The organism is Kitasatospora sp. NPDC093550, assembly GCF_044764985.1.
GTDB lineage: Bacteria > Actinomycetota > Actinomycetes > Streptomycetales > Streptomycetaceae > Kitasatospora.
Map to the genome: position 1 here is coordinate 75,690 of NZ_JBIWJF010000030.1, position 17,022 is coordinate 92,711.

Here is a 17,022-nt window from a genome sequence, read left to right on the forward strand (position 1 = left end):
TGAGGCGATAGTGGCGGCCAGGCAACGAAGGAGCAGCACCCCATGGCTCTCAGCGTCGAGAACCACGACCTCCCGCAGGCCCCCCTCACCATCGTGGTGATGGGTGTCTCGGGCGTCGGCAAGACCACCCTGGCCCGCCTGCTGGCGGACCGCCTCGGCCTCCCCTTCGCCGAGGCGGACGACTTCCACCCGGCGGCCAACATCGCCAAGATGTCGGCCGGCACCCCGCTGGACGACGAGGACCGCGCCCCCTGGCTGCGCGCCATCGGCGCCTGGCTCCGGGAGCGCACCGAGGACGGCGTCGGAGGCGTGGTCACCTGCTCGGCGCTGAAGCGCCGCTATCGCGACACCCTGCGCGCGGCCTGCCCGGGTGCCTTCTTCCTGCACCTCAGCGGTGGCCACGAGCTGGTCGAGGACCGGCTCAGCCACCGCACCGGCCACTTCATGCCGCCGTCGCTGCTCGACTCGCAGTACGCCGCCCTGGAACCCCTGGAGGCGGACGAGCGCGGTGCCGTCCTGGACGTGGGCCCGTCCCCCGAAGAACTCGTCGAGATGGCCGCGGCACTGCTGCGGCCCGTCAATGGAGACCTCGCGTGAGCCTGTCCCCCACCCTGCTGGCGGCCGCCCCACCGGCCCTGCCGCACACCGGCAGCAACTCCCAGCTGCTCATCGCGGTGCTGCTCAGCATCGGCGCGATCGTCGTACTGATCACCAAGCTGAAGCTGCACCCGTTCCTCGCCCTCACGCTCGGCTCCGGCCTGCTGGCCGCCGTCGCGGGCGCTCCCTTCGACAAGCTGCTCAGCAGCTTCTCCACCGGTTTCGGCTCCACCGTGGCCGGCGTCGGCCTGCTGATCGGTCTCGGCGCGATGCTCGGCAAGCTGCTCGCCGACTCCGGCGGCGCCAACACCATCGCGGACACCGTGCTCTCCCGGACCGGCGACAAGGCGCTGCCCTGGGCGATGGCGCTGATCGCGGCCGTGCTCGGCCTGCCGCTGTTCTTCGAGGTGGGCGTCGTCCTGCTGATCCCGATCGTGCTGCTGGTCGCCCGCCGCGGCAACGTGCCGCTGATGCGGGTCGGCATCCCGGCCCTGGCCGGCCTGTCGGTGCTGCACGGCCTGGTGCCCCCGCACCCCGGCCCGCTGGTCGCCGTCGACGCGCTGAAGGCCGACCTCGGCGTCACCCTGGCGCTCGGCCTGCTGATCGCCGTCCCGACCCTGGTCATCGCCGGCCCGCTGTTCGCGCGGCTCGCCGAGCGCTGGGTCGGCCCGCTGGAGATCCCCGCGGCCGTCGCCCCCGAGCGGCCGGCCGAGCGCGAGCGCACCCCGTCCTTCGGCGCGGTGCTGGCGACGATCCTGCTGCCGGTCGTGCTGATGCTCGGCAAGGCGCTGGCCGACGTGGTGATCGACGACCCGAAGGCGTTGGCCCAGCGGGTGTTCGACTTCATCGGCTCCCCGCTGATCGCCCTGCTCGCCGCGACCCTGCTCGGCATGGTGACCCTCGGCAGGGCGGCCGGCTTCGACAAGGCCCGGATCTCCGACACCGTCGGCAGGTCGCTCGGCCCGATCGCGGGCATCGTGTTCATCGTCGGCGCGGGCGGCGGCTTCAAGCAGACCCTGATCGACGTGGGCGTCGGCAACGCCGTCAGCGAGTGGTCCGGCAAGTGGCACATCTCCGCCCTGCTGCTGGGCTGGCTGATCGCCGTGCTGATCCGCCTGGCCACCGGCTCGGCGACGGTCGCGACGATCACCGCGGCCGGCATCGTCTCCCCGCTCGCCACGACCATGTCCTCGACCCACGCGGCCCTGCTGGTGCTCGCGATCGGCGCCGGCTCGCTGTTCTTCTCACACGTCAACGACGCCGGTTTCTGGCTGGTCAAGGAGTACTTCGGGATGAGCGTCGGGCAGACGCTGAAGTCCTGGTCGGTGATGGAGACGGTGATCTCGGTCGTCGCGATCGCCCTGATCCTGCCGCTCAGCCTGATCGTCTAGCCGCCGTACCCGCGTGAAGGGGCGGCACCCGTACGGTCACGGGTGCCGCCCCTTCGGCGTTCGCCTCAGTCCCCCAGCAGGCCCGACAGTACCGCCGCCGTCGCCGCCATCAGCTCCTCGGCCACCGCGCCGCCCGCCGCCGTGCGGGCCAGCAGCCCCTCGCGAGCCGCCAGGATCACCGCCGCCGCCTGGCGCGCGTCCGCGCCTGCCGGCACCAGCTCGGGCAGTGCCCGTTCCAGGACGTCCGCCGCTGCCAGCGCCAGCGCCCGGTCGTGCGCGGCGACCTGCTCGGCCAGGGCCGCGGACCGGGCCGCGACCAGCCGGAACTCCAGGAACAGCAGGATCCATCCGCTCTCCGCCGGCTCGACCCGCAGCAGTGCCTCGACCAGCAGCCGGGCCCGTTCCCGCGGCGCCAGCCCCTCGCAGGCGGCGGCGAGCCGCTCCAGCTCGGCCATCCGCTCGGCGGCCCGGTCGTCGAAGAGCGCCAGCAGCAGGTCCTCCTTGCTGCCGAAGTTCGAGTAGAAGGCGCCACGGGTGTACCCGGCGGCGGCGCAGACGTCCTCGATGCTCGTCCGCGCGAAGCCGACGGTGAGGAACAGCTCGCTCGCCGCGGCGAGCAGCCGGGCCCGGGTGTGGACCCGGCGGCGGGGCGGCCGGGGCGCGGCGGAATCGGTGGGGGACGGGTTCACAGGAGAACGATACATGGTGTATTCAGTACAGGTCGTATTCAATACGGCCCGTACTGAACCGGAGGGGACCCGGCATGACCCGACTGCTCATCACCGACGCCCACCTGCTCCACCCCGAGGACGGCACCCGCACCGACCTCGGCTGGCTGGAGGCCGCCGACGGCCGGATCGCCGCCACCGGCACCGGCCGGCCACCCGCCGCGACCGACGGCGTCCGGGTGGTCGACGCGGCCGGCGGCACCGTGCTTCCCGGCCTGATCGACGCCCACGTCCACCTGCTGGTCACCAGCCTCGACCTGCCCGACGTCGCCAACTGGACCCCCGGCTACGCGACCGTCCGCGCCCTCGCCGAGGCCGAGCGGATGCTGCGCCGCGGCTTCACCACGGTTCGCGACGTCGGCGGCGCGGACCACGGCATGGCCCGCGCCCTGGCCGAGGGCCTGGCCCTCGGCCCCCGCCTGCTGCACGGCGGCAAGGCGCTGTCCCAGACCGGCGGCCACGGAGACCTCCGCCCGCTCGGCGACGACGCCCTGCCCTGCTGCGAGGCCCGGCCCCACTTCGGCCGGATCGCCGACGGCGTGGACGCCGTACGGGCCGCCGCCCGGGACGAGTTCCGCAAGGGCGCGCGCCACCTCAAGGTGCTGCTCTCCGGTGGCGTCGCCTCCCCGCACGACGAGATCGCCGCCGTCCAGTACAGCGAGGAGGAGATCCGCGCGGCGGTCGAGGAGGCGGAGAACCACAACCGCTACGTCACCGTGCACGCCTACCACCCGCGCGCGATCGACCGCGCCCTGCGGGCCGGGGTGCGCTGCGTCGAGCACGGCAACCTGCTGGACGACGGCACCATCGCCCTGCTGCGGGAGAAGGGCGCCTTCCTGGTCCCCACCCTGGTCGCCTACGAGCAGACCGCCCGGCTCGGCGCCGCCTCCGGCCTGCCGCCCGCCTCCGTCGGCAAGCTCGCCGAGGTCCGCGACCGGGGCCTGGAGGCGCTGGAGCGCGCCCACCACGCGGGCGTCGACCTGGTCTACGGCAGCGACCTGCTCGGCCCGCTGCACCCGGCCCAGCTGGAGGAGTTCACCCTCCGCGCCCAGGTCCAGCCGATCGCGGACGTGCTCCGCTCGGCCACCACCACGGCGGCCCGGCTGCTCGGCATGGCGGGGGAGATCGGGACCCTCGCCCCGGGCGCGCACGCCGATCTGCTGGTCGTCGACGGCGACCCGCTGACCGACCTGACCGTCCTCACCCGCCCGGAGCGGCACCTGAAGCACGTGGTCAAGGCCGGCGTCGTCGTGTGAAGAAGCGGGCGGGCGTTCCGGGTCATCCCGGAACGCCCGCCCGCCGGCAGCAAGCTGCTTACCCGGCCCCACGCTTCGCGAGGCTGTGCTTACTTGGCCCCACGCTTCGCCAGGAAGGCCTCGACCTCGGCCCGGATCTCCGGCGTGTCCAGCCCGCGCACCGTCATCGTGGTGCGGCGGCGCAGCACGTCGTCGGTGGTGTACGCCCACTCGTTGTCGGCCGCGTACGCGACCTGCGCCCAGACGTCCGGGCCGTCCTCGTGGATCGGCCGGCCGAGCTCCGGGTTCTCGTCGATCAGGCGGGCGATCTCGAAGGAGAGGGTGCCGTAGTGGCTGGCCAGGTGCTTGGCGACCAGCGGCTCCATCCGCGAGCCGGGCTCACGGTCGATCAGCAGGCGGTGCGCCACCGCGTTCGGCGCGCCGACGCCCGGCAGCGGGACGGTCGGGGCGATCGGGGACATGTCCTCGCCGATGCTGGTGCCGGGCACGTGGGCCAGCTTCTCCAGCACGGTGCGGCCGATGTGGCGGTAGGTGGTCCACTTGCCGCCGGAGACCGACAGCATGCCGCCCTTGCCCTCGGTGACGACGGTCTCGCGCTTGGCGGCGGCGGTGTCGCCCGGGCCGCCCGGCAGCACGCGCAGGCCGGCGAAGGAGTAGGTGATCAGGTCGCGGTCGAGGTGCTCGTCGCGGATCGCGTGCGCGGCCTCGCCCATGATCTGGTCGATGTCCGCGTCGGTCGCCCGGACGTCCTTCGGGTCGCCGGTGTACTCCTCGTCGGTGGTGCCGAGCAGGACGTGGTCCTCCCACGGGATGGCGAAGGAGACGCGGTACTTGTCGATCGGGATGGTCAGCGCGGCGCGCCACGGCGAGCGGCGCTTGACCACGACGTGGGCACCCTTGGAGAGGCGGATCGACGGCGCGGCGCCGGCGTCCTCCATCCGGCGCAGGTGGTCGACCCACGGGCCGGTGGCGTTGAGCACCAGGCGGGCGTTGATGCCGAACTCGGCGCCGTCCAGGCGGTCGCGGAGCTCGGCGCCGGTGACCCGGCCGCCGGTGAAGCGCAGGCCGGTGACCTCGGCGTGGTTGAGCACCACGGCGCCGGCGTCGACGGCGGCGCGCACGGTCATCACGGCGACGCGGGAGTCGTTCATCTGGTGGTCGCCGTAGACGGCCACCGAGCGCAGGCCCTCGGTGCGCAGCGCGGGCACCTGCTGGGCGGCGTGCGCGGCGGTGGAGACCCGGCCCATGCCGTCGCGGAACGCGGACAGCGCCGAGTACAGGAAGACGCCGGCGCCGAGCTTGGCGGCACCGTGCGGGCCGCCCTTGTAGACGGGGACGAAGAAGGTCAGCGGGTTGACCAGGTGCGGGGCCACGTCGGTGGAGAGCGCGCGGCGCTCCTTGTGGTTCTCCGCGACCAGCTTGACCGCGCCGGTCTGCAGGTAGCGCAGACCGCCGTGGACGAGCTTGGAGGAGGCGCTGGAGGTGGCACCGGCGAAGTCGCCGGCGTCGACCATGGCGACCTTCAGGCCGGCCTGGGACGCGGTCCAGGCGACGGCCGTGCCGAGGATGCCGCCCCCGATCACCAGCAGGTCGTAGGTGGCCTTGCCGAGCAGCTCGCGGGTCTCGGCGCGGGAGGCGGTGCGGCCGGCGGTGCGCTCGGCGCCCAGGGTCGGGATGGTTGCCATGGTGGTTGTGTACGGCGCGCGGGTCGGGCGGCGCCGTTACTCCTCTCGTGTGCGGTGCGGTCCCTCCGGGAGGGGCCGGTCGGCCCGGTGCGGCGGGCCGGTGGAACTCGGTGACACCCGCTGCCGGAACAGCGGGCAGCCGGCCGGGGCACGGGGCCCCGACCGGCTTGTCGGTCAGTTGTTCTCTTCTTCCTCCACCCAGCCCATGGTGCGCTCCACGGCCTTGAGCCACTTCTTGTACTCACGCTCCCGGGTGGCCTCGTCCATGCGGGGCGTCCACTCGGCGGCGCGGTGCCAGTTGGCCCGCAGGGTGTCGAGGTCGTTCCAGAAGCCGACGGCGAGACCGGCCGCGTAGGCGGCGCCGAGGGCGGTGGTCTCGGCCACGTACGGGCGCTCGACCGGGGCGTCCAGGACGTCGGCGATGTTCTGCATGAGCAGGTTGTTGCTGGTCATGCCGCCGTCGACCTTGAGGGCGGTGAGCTCGACGCCGGAGTCCTTCTGCATGGCGTCGACGACCTCGCGGGTCTGCCAGGCGGTGGCCTCCAGGACGGCCCGGGCCAGGTGGCCCTTGGTGACGTACCGGGTGAGACCGGCGATCACACCGCGGGCGTCGGAGCGCCAGTACGGGGCGAACAGGCCGGAGAAGGCCGGGACGAAGTAGGCGCCGCCGTTGTCCTCGACCGTGTTGGCGAGGGTCTCGATCTCGGCGGCGGTGGAGATGATGCCGAGCTGGTCGCGCAGCCACTGGACGAGCGAGCCGGTGACGGCGATCGAGCCTTCCAGGGCGTACACCGGGGCCTGGTCGCCGATCCGGTAGCCGACGGTGGTCAGCAGGCCGTGGTACGAGTTGACGATCTTCTCGCCGGTGTTCAGCAGCAGGAAGGTGCCGGTCCCGTAGGTGGACTTGGCCTCGCCCTCGTCGAAGCAGGTCTGGCCGAACAGCGCGGCCTGCTGGTCGCCGAGCGCGGAGGCGACCGGGACGCCGGCCAGGTCGCCGACGGCCTCGCCGTACACCTCGGCGGAGGAGCGGATCTCCGGCAGGACGGCCAGCGGCACGCCCATCGACTCGGCGATGTCCTCGTCCCAGGCCAGGGTCTTCAGGTTCATCAGCATGGTGCGGCTGGCGTTGGTCACGTCGGTGACGTGCTTGCCGCCGTTCACACCGCCGGTGAGGTTCCAGATCACCCAGGTGTCCATGGTGCCGAACAGGATGTCGCCGGCCTCGGCGCGCTCGCGCAGGCCCTCGACGTTGTCCAGCAGCCAGCGGATCTTCGGGCCGGCGAAGTAGCTGGCCAGCGGGAGGCCGGTCTCGCGGCGGAAGCGGTCCTGGCCGACGTTGCGGCCGAGCTCGCGGCAGAGCGCCTCGGTGCGGGTGTCCTGCCACACCAGCGCGTTGTGCACCGGCTCGCCGGTGTTCTTGTCCCACAGGACGGTGGTCTCGCGCTGGTTGGTGATGCCGATGGCGCGGATGTCGTCCTTGGTCAGACCGGCCTTCTCCAGCGCGCCGCGGACGACCGACTGGACCCGGGTCCAGATCTCGGTGGCGTCGTGCTCGACGTAGCCGGGCTGGGGGAAGATCTGGCGGTGCTCCTGCTGGTCGACGGAGACGATGCGGCCGTCGGCGCCGAAGATGATGCAGCGGCTGGAGGTCGTGCCCTGGTCGATCGCGGCGATGTAGTTACCGGTGGAGGTCATAGGGGTGGGTCCTCGGCTCGGGTCGGGATGACGGGGTGGGTGGGCCTGACGCGCTTCTCGGTCAGTCCCCGTGTTCGGCGGGTTCGACGCCCCTGGGGAAGGGATCGTTCGGAACGAGGGGTCCTTTAGAACAGGGCGTTGTAGACGCCGCCGGCCGCGAGGCCGCCGATGATCGGGCCCACGACCGGGATCCAGGCGTACGACCAGTCGGAGCCGCCCTTGTTGGGGATCGGCAGGATGGCGTGCGCGATGCGCGGGCCGAGGTCACGGGCCGGGTTGATCGCGTAGCCGGTCGGGCCGCCCAGCGAGAGGCCGATGCCGACGACGGTGAAGGCGACCATCAGGGTGCCGGTGCCGGACTGGGAGAGGCCGGCGTTGGTGCCGATGGTGAGGATCGCGAAGCAGAGCACGAAGGTGCCGATGACCTCCGTGAGCACGTTCTGGAACGGGTTCCGGATCTCGGGCCCGGTCGAGAAGATGCCGAGGGTGGGCTCCTCGTTGGCGTTGAACTGGCCGAGGTAGGTCGCCCAGACGAGCACGGCGCCGATGATCGCGCCGAGCAGCTGCGAGCCGAGGTAGAGCGGCACCTGGCTCCATTCGCCGCTCTTGACCGCGAGCGCGATGGTGACTGCCGGGTTGAGGTGCGCGCCGGACTTCGGAGCCGACATGTAGGCGGCGATGAGGACCGCGAATCCCCAGCCGAAGGTGATCGCCAGCCAGCCGGCGTTGACGGCCTTCGACTTCTTGAGGGTCACGGCGGCGCAGACGCCACCGCCGAGGAGTATCAGGGCGGCGGTGCCGAGGGTTTCGCCGACGAAGACGTCGCCGTTGGAGAACGCGGACACAAAGACTCCCTTGTCCATATGGCCCGGAGGTGCGGGTGGGGGCAGGCGGCCGGTCGATCCCTGTGCGGGTGAGCGCACTGGGGGAGTGATCTCTCCGGCCATCGTTCGACAATGTCGACCGTCATGCGGAAGCTTCCTCCCCAGGTCGGCCTCGCGTCAAGGCGGGGTTACGCAGCTGTGACCCTCGCCTCGACCGGTCCACCGAAGTTACCCAGCGGAGCGCTCCGAAACAGGACAAAACGCCAAGGCGCGGACAGGCCCACCGCCTGTCCGCGCCTCAGCGTGACGAAATGAGTGCGCCGCTCAGAACCGGCCGGCGCCCAGATCGCGGGAGATCGCGCGCGCCGCGCTGCGCACGGAGGCCACCAGCGAGGGCTTCACGAAGCCGTCCTCGCAGACCCGCTCCACCGGCCCGCTGATGCACACCGCGCCCACCGGGTTGCGCCGCCGGTCCTGGATCAGCGCGCCGATCGAGGCCACGCCCTCCCACGTCTCCTCGATCGAGTCCGCCCAGCCGCGCTCGCGGATCAGCGCGCACTCGGCGTCCACGTCGGCCGCCTCGGTGAACGTGCGCACGGTGTAGGACTCGTACGGTCCGTCGCCCAACTCCCCGCGCGCGACCGGGTCGTAGGCCAGTAGCACCTTGCCCAGCGCGGTGCTGTGCAGCGGCTGCATCGAGCCGACCTCCAGCACTTGCCGGGTGTCGTCCGGCCGGAAGACGTGGTGCACGATCAGCACCCCCTGCTGGTGCAGCACCCCCAGGTAGACCGTCTCCCCGGTCGCCCGGGCGAGGTCGTCCGCCCACACCAGGGCCCGTGCCCGCAGCTCGTGCACGTCCAGGTAGCTCTGCCCCAGCCGGAGCAGCTCCGCGCCCAACTGGTACTTGCCGCTCTCCGGGTCCTGCTCGACGAACCCCTCCTGCTGCAGCGTGCGCAGGATGCCGTGCGCGGTGCCCTTGGCGAGGTCCAGCGCCGTCGCGACCTCGGACAGCCCCAGGCGGCGCTCGCCGCCGGCCAGCAGACGCATGATCGCGGCGGCCCGGGAGAGCGACTGGATCGGGCCGGGCATGGATACCTCCGCGCGGACAGGCGGTCGACATTGTCGACCGCAGTGGTGACGGGACGAGTCTGCCAGGCCGTACAGACTCCGTGCACCTTCCCCCTCGGTAACCCGCCCTCGGCCCGCCGTTCACCTCCGGTACCGGCCGCCGATCTCCGCCCTCCCGCCGATCCCCGCCCTCCCGCCGGGGGTCAGCCCTCCGCGCCGCCCGACGGCCCCCGGCGGACCGCGACCTCCGCCGCGAGCGCCGCGATCCCGTCCGGTCCGACCCGGCAGCAGCCGCCCACCAGCCGCGCCCCGTCCGCGAGCCAGCCGCCCACCCGGGCCGAGCGGAAGGTCGGCTCCCCGCGCCAGCCCCGGCGCTCGGCGTCCCACCGCTCCCCGCTGTTGGGGTAGACCACCACCGGCTTCCCGGTCACCTCGGCGGCCACCGCCACCGCCCGGTCCGCGTCCCCCGGCGTGCAGCAGTTGACGCCCACGGCCAGCACCTCGTCCACCTCCGCCGCGAGCGCGAACGCCTCCGCCAGCGGCTGTCCGGCCCGGGTCCGGTCGCCCTCGACGCTGTACGACAGCCAGGCCGGCACCCCCAGCCCGCGCACCAGCTCCAGCAGCGCCCGCGCCTCGTCCGCGTCCGGCACCGTCTCCAGCGCCAGCACGTCCGGCCGGGCCGCCGCCAGCACCTCCAGCCGCGGCCGGTGGAAGGCCACCAGCTCCGCGACGCCGAGCCCGTACCGGCCCCGGTACTCCGACCCGTCCGCCAGCACCGCCCCGTACGGCCCCACCGACGCCGCCACCCAGCGCCGCCGGCCGCCCGGCTCCGCCCGCGCCGCCTCCCGGGCCAGGTCCACGCTGCTCGCCAGCAGCCGCGCCGCCTGCGCCCGGTCGATGCCGCGCCGGGCGAAGCCCTCGAAGCTCGCCTGGTAGCTCGCCGAGATGGCCACGTCGGCGCCCGCCTCGAAGTACGCCCGGTGCGCCGCCACCACCGCCTCCGGGTCGTCCGCCAGCAGCCGGGCCGACCACAGCTCGTCCGACAGGTCGTGCCCCGCCGCCGCCAACTGGTTCGACATCCCGCCGTCCAGCACCAGCGGACCGGCGGCCAGCGCCGCGGCGAAGTCCGGCGGGGGAGCAGTGGGCATGGCGGCCTCCTCTGGTGTGGTCCTTGCTGGTCACAGCCTAGGAGGCGGACGCCCTCGCCGACCGGGAAAAGCATTTGCCGCCGGGGAACGCAATCGCTACGTTGTGCTCAACCGGAGAACGACAGCACTGGGCGGCACCGGAGACAGCCGAAGACAGCCGCAGCGGCGAACGGCAACACCGAGCGAACGACAACACCGAGCGAACGACAGCACCGAGTACGACGAGTACGACGAGTACGACGAGCGCGGAGAGGAACCGGCGATGGCGGCGGACGACCGGCCCGGCACCGGGCCCGAAGCCGAGCAGGAGTGGCTCGCCGCGTACGACCCACGCGCCTACACCCCGATCGCCGTCACGGTCGACGTGGTCGCCCTGACCCTGCGCCGGGGCAGCCTGCACGTCCTGCTCGTCGAGCGCGGCGCCCCGCCCTACCAGGGCTGCTGGGCGCTGCCCGGCGGCTTCCTGCGGGCCGGCGAGGAGAACCTGGCCGAGGCCGCCGTCCGCGAACTCGCCGAGGAGACGGGCCTGCAGGGCGTCGCCGAGGCCGAGGCCACGCTCTGCCGCCTCCACCTGGAGCAGCTCGGCACCTACGGCGCCCCCGACCGGGATCCGCGGATGCACGTCGTCTCCGTCGCCTACCTCGCCTTCGCCCCGGACCTCCCCGACCCGCAGGCCGGGACGGACGCCGCGGCCGCCGCCTGGCACCCCGTCCGCGACCTGGACCTCCGGCCCCACGGCCGGTCCCGAGCCGCCGGTGCGCCCGTCGACACCCACGGGGGTGGTGTCGACGGGGGCACCGGCCCCGCACCGCTCACGCTGGCCTTCGACCACGCCCGGATCCTCGCCGACGGACTCGACCGGGTCCGCGCCAAGCTGGAGTACAGCCCGCTGGCCACCGCCTTCCTGCCGAACGACTTCACCATCCCCGACCTCCGCGCCGTCTACGAGGCGGTCTGGGGCGAGAAGCTCCACCCCGGCAACTTCCACCGCAAGGTCCTCTCCGTCGCCGGCTTCGTCGAGAGCACCGGCAGCACCACCCAGCGCGGCGGCGCCCGCGGCGGCCCCCGCGCCCGCACGTACCGCGCCGGCGGCGCCCGCCGGCTTCACCCCGCCCTGCTCCGCCCCACCCGCGAGGACCAGCCCGCCGACAGCCCGCCGGGCGACGCCCGGTGATCACCGCGGACCAGGCACCACCGTCGACCCACGGGGCTACCATCCGGCCATGACCACTGACGAAGCGACCCAGACCACCCACCAGCCGTTCTCGCACTGCCACTTCTGCGGCACGCCCTACCCGCCCGGCACCCGCGCCTGGCCCCGCACCTGCCCCGGCTGCGCCGAGATCAGCTACCGCAACCCGCTGCCCGTCGTGGTCACCGTCCTCCCCGTCACCAGGCCCGACGACGACCCCGCCCTGGTCGTCATCCGCCGCACCATCGAACCCGGCTACGGTGAACTCGCCTTCCCCGGCGGCTACATGGACTACGGCGAGACCTGGCAGGGGGCCTGCGTCCGGGAGCTGCGCGAGGAGACCGGCATCACCGCCGAGGCCTCCGAGGTCACCCTGATCCACACCGCGTCCGACCCCAACGGCCGCTTCGTCATGCTCTGCGGCCTGCTCCCGGCCCGTCCGCTCGCCGAGCTCCCGCCCTCGCGCCCCACCGACGAGACCGACGGCTGGTACCTCGCCACCGCCGACACCGCGCTCGTCTGGGACTTCCACAACGGCGTCCTGAACCGCTGGTTCAGCGGAGAGTTCACCTCCCGCTGACCGCCCGGCCACCCGGAAGTCGACCCTGGCGCGACGGCCGCTCGCATGGCATGGTCTGCACCGACAGCCCAACCGGACGGGCCTGCCACAAGCCGTCCCGTCCCGACCCCCGGCCGGGAGACCACCACCGTGAGCACCCCACCCCAGGACCAGCCGCTCTGGCGCCCCAACCCCGCTCGCGCCGCCGCCACCAGCCTGGTGGCCTTCCAGGCCTGGGCCGCCGAACACCACGGCGCCCCGGCCGCCCCGCTCGCCCCGGCCGCCGACGACCAGCAGGCCGCCGAGCGCTACGCCGACCTGCACGCCTGGTCCACCGAGGACCTCGACCGCTTCTGGACCGCCGTCACCCGCTGGTTCGACGTCCGGTTCACCCAGGCCCCCGAGGCCGTCCTCGCCGACCAGGCCATGCCCGGCGCCCGCTGGTTCCCCGGTGCCCGCCTCAACTACGCCGAGCACGCCCTGCGCGCCGCCGACGATCCCGCGAACGCCGACCGCCCGGCGATCCTCCACCTCGACGAGACCACCGAGCAGCCCGCCGTCCTCACCTGGGCCGAACTCCGCCGCCAGGTGGGCTCACTGGCCGCCGCCCTGCGCGCCCGCGGCATCGGCCCCGGCGACCGCGTCAGCGCGTACCTGCCCAACATCCCGCAGGCCGCCGTCGCCCTGCTCGCCACCGCCGCCGTCGGCGCGATCTGGACCAGCTGCGCCCCCGACTTCGGCGCCCGCAGCGTCCTCGACCGCCTCCAGCAGATCGAACCCGCCGTCCTCTTCGCCGTCGACGGCTACCACTACGGCGGCAAGGACCACGACCGCACCGAGGTCGTCGCCGAGCTGCGCCGCGAGCTCCCGAGCCTGCGCACCGTCGTGCACGTCCCGCTGCTCGGCGGCTCCGCCCCCGAGGGCGCCCTGACCTGGGACGACCTGGTCGCCGACGACGTGGACCCGGTCTTCGAACCGGTCCCCTTCGACCACCCGCTCTGGGTCCTCTACTCCTCCGGCACCACCGGCCTGCCGAAGGCCATCGTCCAGAGCCAGGGCGGCATCCTGCTCGAACACCTCAAGCAGGCCGGCCTCCACCTCGACCTCGGCCCGCAGGACCGCTTCCTCTGGTACACCTCCACCGGCTGGATGATGTGGAACTTCCTGCTGGCCGGCCTCCTCGTCGGGTCCACGATCGTCACCTACGACGGCAGCCCCGGACACCCCGACACCGGCGCCCTCTGGTCGGTCGCCGCCCGCACCGGCGCCACCGTCCTCGGCACCTCCGCCGCCTACGTGATCGCCAGCCGCAAGGCCGAGCTCCACCCCGGCCGCGACCTCGACCTCTCCGCCGTGCGCTGCATCGGCACCACCGGCTCCCCGCTGCCGCCCGACGGCTTCCGCTGGATCTACGACGAGGTCAAGCAGGACGTCTGGCTCGCCTCCGTCAGCGGCGGCACCGACGTCTGCTCCTGCTTCGTCGGCGGCGTCCCCACCCTCCCGGTGTACCTCGGTGAGATCCAGGCCCCCTGCCTCGGCGCCGCCGTCGAGTCCTGGGACGTCCAGGGCAAGCCGCTCACCGACGCGGTCGGCGAACTCGTCGTCACCAAGCCCCTCCCGTCGATGCCCACCGGCTTCTGGAACGACCCCGAGGGCACCCGGTACCACGACAGCTACTTCGACACGTACCCCGGCGTCTGGCGCCACGGCGACTGGATCACCGTCACCTCCCGCGGCACCGTCGTGATCCACGGCCGCTCCGACTCCACCCTCAACCGCCAGGGCGTCCGGATGGGCTCCTCGGACATCTACGAGGTGGTCGAGCGCCTCCCCGAGATCGCCGAGTCCCTGGTCATCGGCCTGGAGGAGCCCGACGGCGGCTACTGGATGCCGCTGTTCGTCGTCCTCGCCCCCGGCGCCGAACTGGACGACGACCTGATCGGCCGCATCCGCACCTCGCTGCGCACCGAACTCTCCCCGCGCCACGTCCCCGACGAGGTCATCGCCGTCCGCGGCCTCCCGCACACCCTCACCGGCAAGCGGATCGAGGTCCCGGTCAAGCGCATCCTCTCCGGCACCCCGCTGGAGCAGGCCGTCAACCCCGGCTCCGTCGACGACATCGACCACCTGCGCTTCTTCGAGCGGCTCCGGGTCGACCGCCGGGCCTGACCGGCCGGCACACGCGAAAGGGGCGCCCCCCACCGCCGTGGTGGGGGGCGCCCCTTCCCGTCGTTCTCCGGCGCTACTCGCCGGACAGCACCTGCTGCGCCGCGGCCCGCGCCTCCTCGGCACTGTCCGCCGCCCGGGCCGCCTCGGCCGCCCGCCGGCACTGCGCCAGCGTGTACTTGGCCAGCGTGGACCGCACGTACGGGATCGACGCCGAGCCCATCGACAGGCTGGTGACGCCCAGACCGGTCAGCACCACGGCCAGCAGCGGGTCGGAGGCCGCCTCGCCGCAGACGCCGCAGCTCTTGCCGGTCACCCGCGCGGCGTCGGCCGCCGCGGCGATCAGGTCCAGCAGCGCCGGCTGCCACGGGTCCTGCAGCCGCGCCAGCGCACCGACCTGCCGGTCGGCCGCGAAGGCGTACTGCGCGAGGTCGTTGGTCCCCAGCGACAGGAACTCGACCTCCTGCAGGATCGCCCTGGCCCGCAGCGCGGCCGAGGGGATCTCCACCATCGCACCGAACTTGGCGTCCAGCCCGGCCTCGCGGCACGCGGTCGCGAAGTCCTTGGCGTCCTTGCGGTCGGCCACCATCGGGGCCATCACCTCGAGGTGCACCGGCAGGCCCTCGGCCGCCGTGGCCAGCGCCCGCAGCTGGGTGCGCAGCACCTCGGGGTGCTCCAGCAGGGTGCGCAGACCCCGCACACCGAGCGCCGGGTTCGGCTCGTCGGCCGGCGTCAGGAAGTCCAGCGGCTTGTCCGCGCCCGCGTCGAGCACGCGCACCACGACCCGGCCCTCCGGGAAGGCCTCCAGCACCTTGCGGTACGCCTCGACCTGCTTCTCCTCACTCGGCGCCTTCGCCGAGTCGTCCAGGAACAGGAACTCGGTACGGAACAGGCCGACGCCCTCGGCACCGTTCTCCAGCGCCGCCGGCACGTCCGCCGGACCACCCACGTTGGCCAGCAGCGGCACGCGGTGCCCGTCCGAGGTCTGTCCCGGGCCGGAGGAGGCGGCCAGCGCGGCCTTGCGCTCGGCGGCGACCGCCCGCAGCTCCTCCTGCTTCTGCTGCGACGGCTCCAGCAGCACGTCGCCCGAGCTGCCGTCCACCGCGACGACGGTGCCCTCGGCGACGTCGGTCGCCCCGGGCAGCGCCACCACGGCGGGCACGCCCAGCGCCCGCGCCAGAATGGCGCTGTGGCTGGTCGGCCCGCCCTCCTCGGTCACGAAGCCGAGCACCAGCGTCGGGTCGAGCAGCGCGGTGTCCGCCGGCGCCAGGTCACGCGCGAACAGCACGTACGGCTCGTCGCTGTCCGGCACACCCGGCATCGGCACCCCGAGCAGCCGGGCCACGATGCGGTTCCGCACGTCGTCCAGGTCGGCGACCCGCCCGGCCAGGTAGTCCCCGGCGGAGGCCAGCAGCGCACGGTACGCGGCGAAGGCGTCGTACACACCGCGCTCGGCGCTGCTCCCGACGGCGATCCGGCGGGACACGTCGGCCATCAGCTCCGGGTCCTGCGCCATCAGCGCCTGGGCCTCCAGGACGGCCTGCGCCTCGCCGCCCGCCAGGTTGCCGCGCGCGATCAGGTCCGCGGCGACCGCCTCGACGGCGGCCTGGGCACGCGCCTGCTCCCGCGGGGCGTCCTCGGTCGGGATCCGGGTGGCCGGCGGCTCCAGCACCGCCGTGCCCATGTGCCGGACCTGGCCGATCGCGACCCCGTGGCTGACACCCACGCCGCGCAGTGTCTTCTCCATGTACCTGTCTCCGCTGAGTCTGTCTGTGTGGGGGATAGAGAGGGGGTCAGCTCCAGCTGAACAGCGGCTCGCCGGAGACCGCCTCGCCGTCCTCCCGGAGGTCGCCGAGCGAGTCGGCGTTGGCCTCCAGCGCCACGATCGGCGAGATCGGCGACTTGCCGGCGGCCTCGACGGCGGCCGGGTCCCACTTGATGACGGCCTGGCCGCGGGTCACCTTGTCGCCCTTGTTGACGAGCAGCTCGAAGCCCTCGCCGTTGAGCTGGACGGTGTCGATCCCGAGGTGGGTCAGGACACCGTGACCCTCGTCGTCCACGACGACGAACGCGTGCGGGTGCATGGAGACCACGACGCCGTCCACCGGAGCGACCGCCTCGGTGGGCCGACGCACCGGGTCGATCGCGGTGCCGGGGCCGACCATCGCGCCCGAGAACACCGGGTCCGGCACGCCGGCGAGCCCGACGACCTTGCCGGTCAGCGGCGACGTCACAGTGGTCATGGTTGTGCCTCCCAAGTGCGCAGTACAGCGAGCGGCCGCGAGGAGCGGCACGACAATCAGCTGAAGCCTAAATCATGTCAACTTCGGACATCTGTCGACATTCCCGGGCGAATCCCCGGCCCGCGCCCACCTGCCGGCCGGCGTCCCACCGGCCCGCGAGTGGTCTAGTCCTCTCGGCCGGTTCGCCGCACTCTACAGGCATCTTGGCGAACCGGGACCATTGCTGTATATGCTCGCGAGAGCAACAAATCATGCCGCCGACCGAGCGACACCGGGCGCGGCTCGATTCGCACTCCGGCCACCGACCCGCTATGGTTGGTCGAGTCGCCGCAACTCGGCGGTTAACACCAGGTTTCAGATGCGAAAAGCCCCGGTAAACGGAGCGGAAAACATCTGATAAGCTGGAAACACGAAAGAACGAAGCCCGGAGGGCCCGCTGGAAGGCGGTCCGAAGGAAGCGTCCGTTCCTT

Annotated in this window: 14 protein-coding genes; 6 read left to right on the plus strand and 8 right to left on the minus strand. The window is 73.2% G+C overall.

The annotated features are described in order from the left end of the window. Positions 1-42: 42 nt before the first annotated feature. Entirely contained in the window at positions 43-597 is a 555-nt protein-coding gene (locus ACIRD3_RS33615) for a gluconokinase (protein ID WP_402224122.1), read from the plus strand. Between the two features lie 2 nt (positions 598-599). Continuing rightward, on the plus strand, positions 600-1,988 hold the full coding sequence (locus ACIRD3_RS33620; protein WP_402224147.1) for a gluconate:H+ symporter: 1,389 nt from the start codon (positions 600-602) through the stop codon (positions 1,986-1,988). A 65-nt stretch (positions 1,989-2,053) separates the two neighbouring features. Here the strand turns inward: ACIRD3_RS33620 and ACIRD3_RS33625 are convergent, their stop codons facing one another. Next, positions 2,054-2,677: a TetR/AcrR family transcriptional regulator gene (locus ACIRD3_RS33625; RefSeq protein WP_402224124.1), complete on the minus strand. Its 624-nt coding sequence runs from the start codon at positions 2,675-2,677 to the stop codon at positions 2,054-2,056. A 74-nt stretch (positions 2,678-2,751) separates the two neighbouring features. Between ACIRD3_RS33625 and ACIRD3_RS33630 the strand changes: the two genes are divergently transcribed. Beyond that, positions 2,752-3,972, plus strand: coding sequence for an amidohydrolase family protein (locus tag ACIRD3_RS33630; RefSeq protein ID WP_402224125.1), 1,221 nt, complete (start codon positions 2,752-2,754; stop codon positions 3,970-3,972). An 89-nt stretch (positions 3,973-4,061) separates the two neighbouring features. On the opposite strand, the gene ACIRD3_RS33635 is transcribed toward ACIRD3_RS33630, so the two are convergent. From ACIRD3_RS33635 to mmuM, 5 genes are all read right to left on the minus strand, one after another. Next, positions 4,062-5,657 (minus strand): FAD-dependent oxidoreductase, encoded by a 1,596-nt coding sequence (locus ACIRD3_RS33635; RefSeq protein WP_402224126.1) that lies wholly within the window; start codon positions 5,655-5,657, stop codon positions 4,062-4,064. A 174-nt stretch (positions 5,658-5,831) separates the two neighbouring features. After that, complete coding sequence (gene glpK, locus ACIRD3_RS33640) at positions 5,832-7,352, minus strand: glycerol kinase GlpK (RefSeq protein WP_402224127.1); 1,521 nt, start codon at positions 7,350-7,352, stop codon at positions 5,832-5,834. A 125-nt stretch (positions 7,353-7,477) separates the two neighbouring features. Next, positions 7,478-8,215 carry an MIP/aquaporin family protein gene (locus ACIRD3_RS33645; RefSeq protein ID WP_402224128.1) on the minus strand — a complete coding sequence of 246 codons (738 nt, stop codon included), beginning with the start codon at positions 8,213-8,215 and terminating at the stop codon, positions 7,478-7,480. Positions 8,216-8,500: 285 nt separating this feature from the next. Continuing rightward, positions 8,501-9,265: an IclR family transcriptional regulator gene (locus tag ACIRD3_RS33650; protein WP_402224130.1), complete on the minus strand. Its 765-nt coding sequence runs from the start codon at positions 9,263-9,265 to the stop codon at positions 8,501-8,503. Positions 9,266-9,447: 182 nt separating this feature from the next. Beyond that, the gene (gene mmuM / locus ACIRD3_RS33655; RefSeq protein ID WP_402224131.1) at positions 9,448-10,392 is read right to left on the minus strand and encodes a homocysteine S-methyltransferase; all 945 of its coding nucleotides are present in this window, start codon (positions 10,390-10,392) and stop codon (positions 9,448-9,450) included. Positions 10,393-10,654: 262 nt separating this feature from the next. Between mmuM and ACIRD3_RS33660 the strand changes: the two genes are divergently transcribed. Genes ACIRD3_RS33660 through ACIRD3_RS33670 form a run of 3 tightly spaced genes read left to right on the plus strand, consistent with a single transcriptional unit; the run spans position 10,655 to position 14,312 of the window. Continuing rightward, positions 10,655-11,566, plus strand: a complete 912-nt coding sequence (locus ACIRD3_RS33660; RefSeq protein ID WP_402224133.1) for an NUDIX hydrolase — start codon at positions 10,655-10,657, stop codon at positions 11,564-11,566. Positions 11,567-11,615: 49 nt separating this feature from the next. Next, complete coding sequence (locus tag ACIRD3_RS33665) at positions 11,616-12,164, plus strand: NUDIX domain-containing protein (RefSeq protein WP_402224135.1); 549 nt, start codon at positions 11,616-11,618, stop codon at positions 12,162-12,164. A 45-nt stretch (positions 12,165-12,209) separates the two neighbouring features. Beyond that, complete coding sequence (locus ACIRD3_RS33670) at positions 12,210-14,312, plus strand: acetoacetate--CoA ligase (RefSeq protein ID WP_402224137.1); 2,103 nt, start codon at positions 12,210-12,212, stop codon at positions 14,310-14,312. Between the two features lie 73 nt (positions 14,313-14,385). On the opposite strand, the gene ptsP is transcribed toward ACIRD3_RS33670, so the two are convergent. Further along, complete coding sequence (gene ptsP, locus ACIRD3_RS33675; RefSeq protein ID WP_402224139.1) at positions 14,386-16,056, minus strand: phosphoenolpyruvate--protein phosphotransferase; 1,671 nt, start codon at positions 16,054-16,056, stop codon at positions 14,386-14,388. A gap of 46 nt (positions 16,057-16,102) precedes the next feature. After that, complete coding sequence (locus ACIRD3_RS33680) at positions 16,103-16,552, minus strand: PTS glucose transporter subunit IIA (RefSeq protein WP_402224141.1); 450 nt, start codon at positions 16,550-16,552, stop codon at positions 16,103-16,105. Positions 16,553-17,022: the final 470 nt, after the last annotated feature.

Coding starts and splice junctions, on each gene's coding strand:
- ACIRD3_RS33650 (WP_402224130.1), bottom strand. CDS start 9,265: ATGCCCGGCCCGATCCAGTCGCTCTCCCGGGCCGCCGCGATCATGCGT.
- ACIRD3_RS33680 (WP_402224141.1), bottom strand. CDS start 16,552: ATGACCACTGTGACGTCGCCGCTGACCGGCAAGGTCGTCGGGCTCGCC.
- ACIRD3_RS33660 (WP_402224133.1), top strand. CDS start 10,655: ATGGCGGCGGACGACCGGCCCGGCACCGGGCCCGAAGCCGAGCAGGAG.
- ACIRD3_RS33615 (WP_402224122.1), top strand. CDS start 43: ATGGCTCTCAGCGTCGAGAACCACGACCTCCCGCAGGCCCCCCTCACC.
- ACIRD3_RS33665 (WP_402224135.1), top strand. CDS start 11,616: ATGACCACTGACGAAGCGACCCAGACCACCCACCAGCCGTTCTCGCAC.
- ptsP (WP_402224139.1), bottom strand. CDS start 16,056: ATGGAGAAGACACTGCGCGGCGTGGGTGTCAGCCACGGGGTCGCGATC.
- glpK (WP_402224127.1), bottom strand. CDS start 7,352: ATGACCTCCACCGGTAACTACATCGCCGCGATCGACCAGGGCACGACC.
- mmuM (WP_402224131.1), bottom strand. CDS start 10,392: ATGCCCACTGCTCCCCCGCCGGACTTCGCCGCGGCGCTGGCCGCCGGT.
- ACIRD3_RS33630 (WP_402224125.1), top strand. CDS start 2,752: ATGACCCGACTGCTCATCACCGACGCCCACCTGCTCCACCCCGAGGAC.
- ACIRD3_RS33645 (WP_402224128.1), bottom strand. CDS start 8,215: ATGGACAAGGGAGTCTTTGTGTCCGCGTTCTCCAACGGCGACGTCTTC.
- ACIRD3_RS33635 (WP_402224126.1), bottom strand. CDS start 5,657: ATGGCAACCATCCCGACCCTGGGCGCCGAGCGCACCGCCGGCCGCACC.
- ACIRD3_RS33670 (WP_402224137.1), top strand. CDS start 12,210: ATGGCATGGTCTGCACCGACAGCCCAACCGGACGGGCCTGCCACAAGC.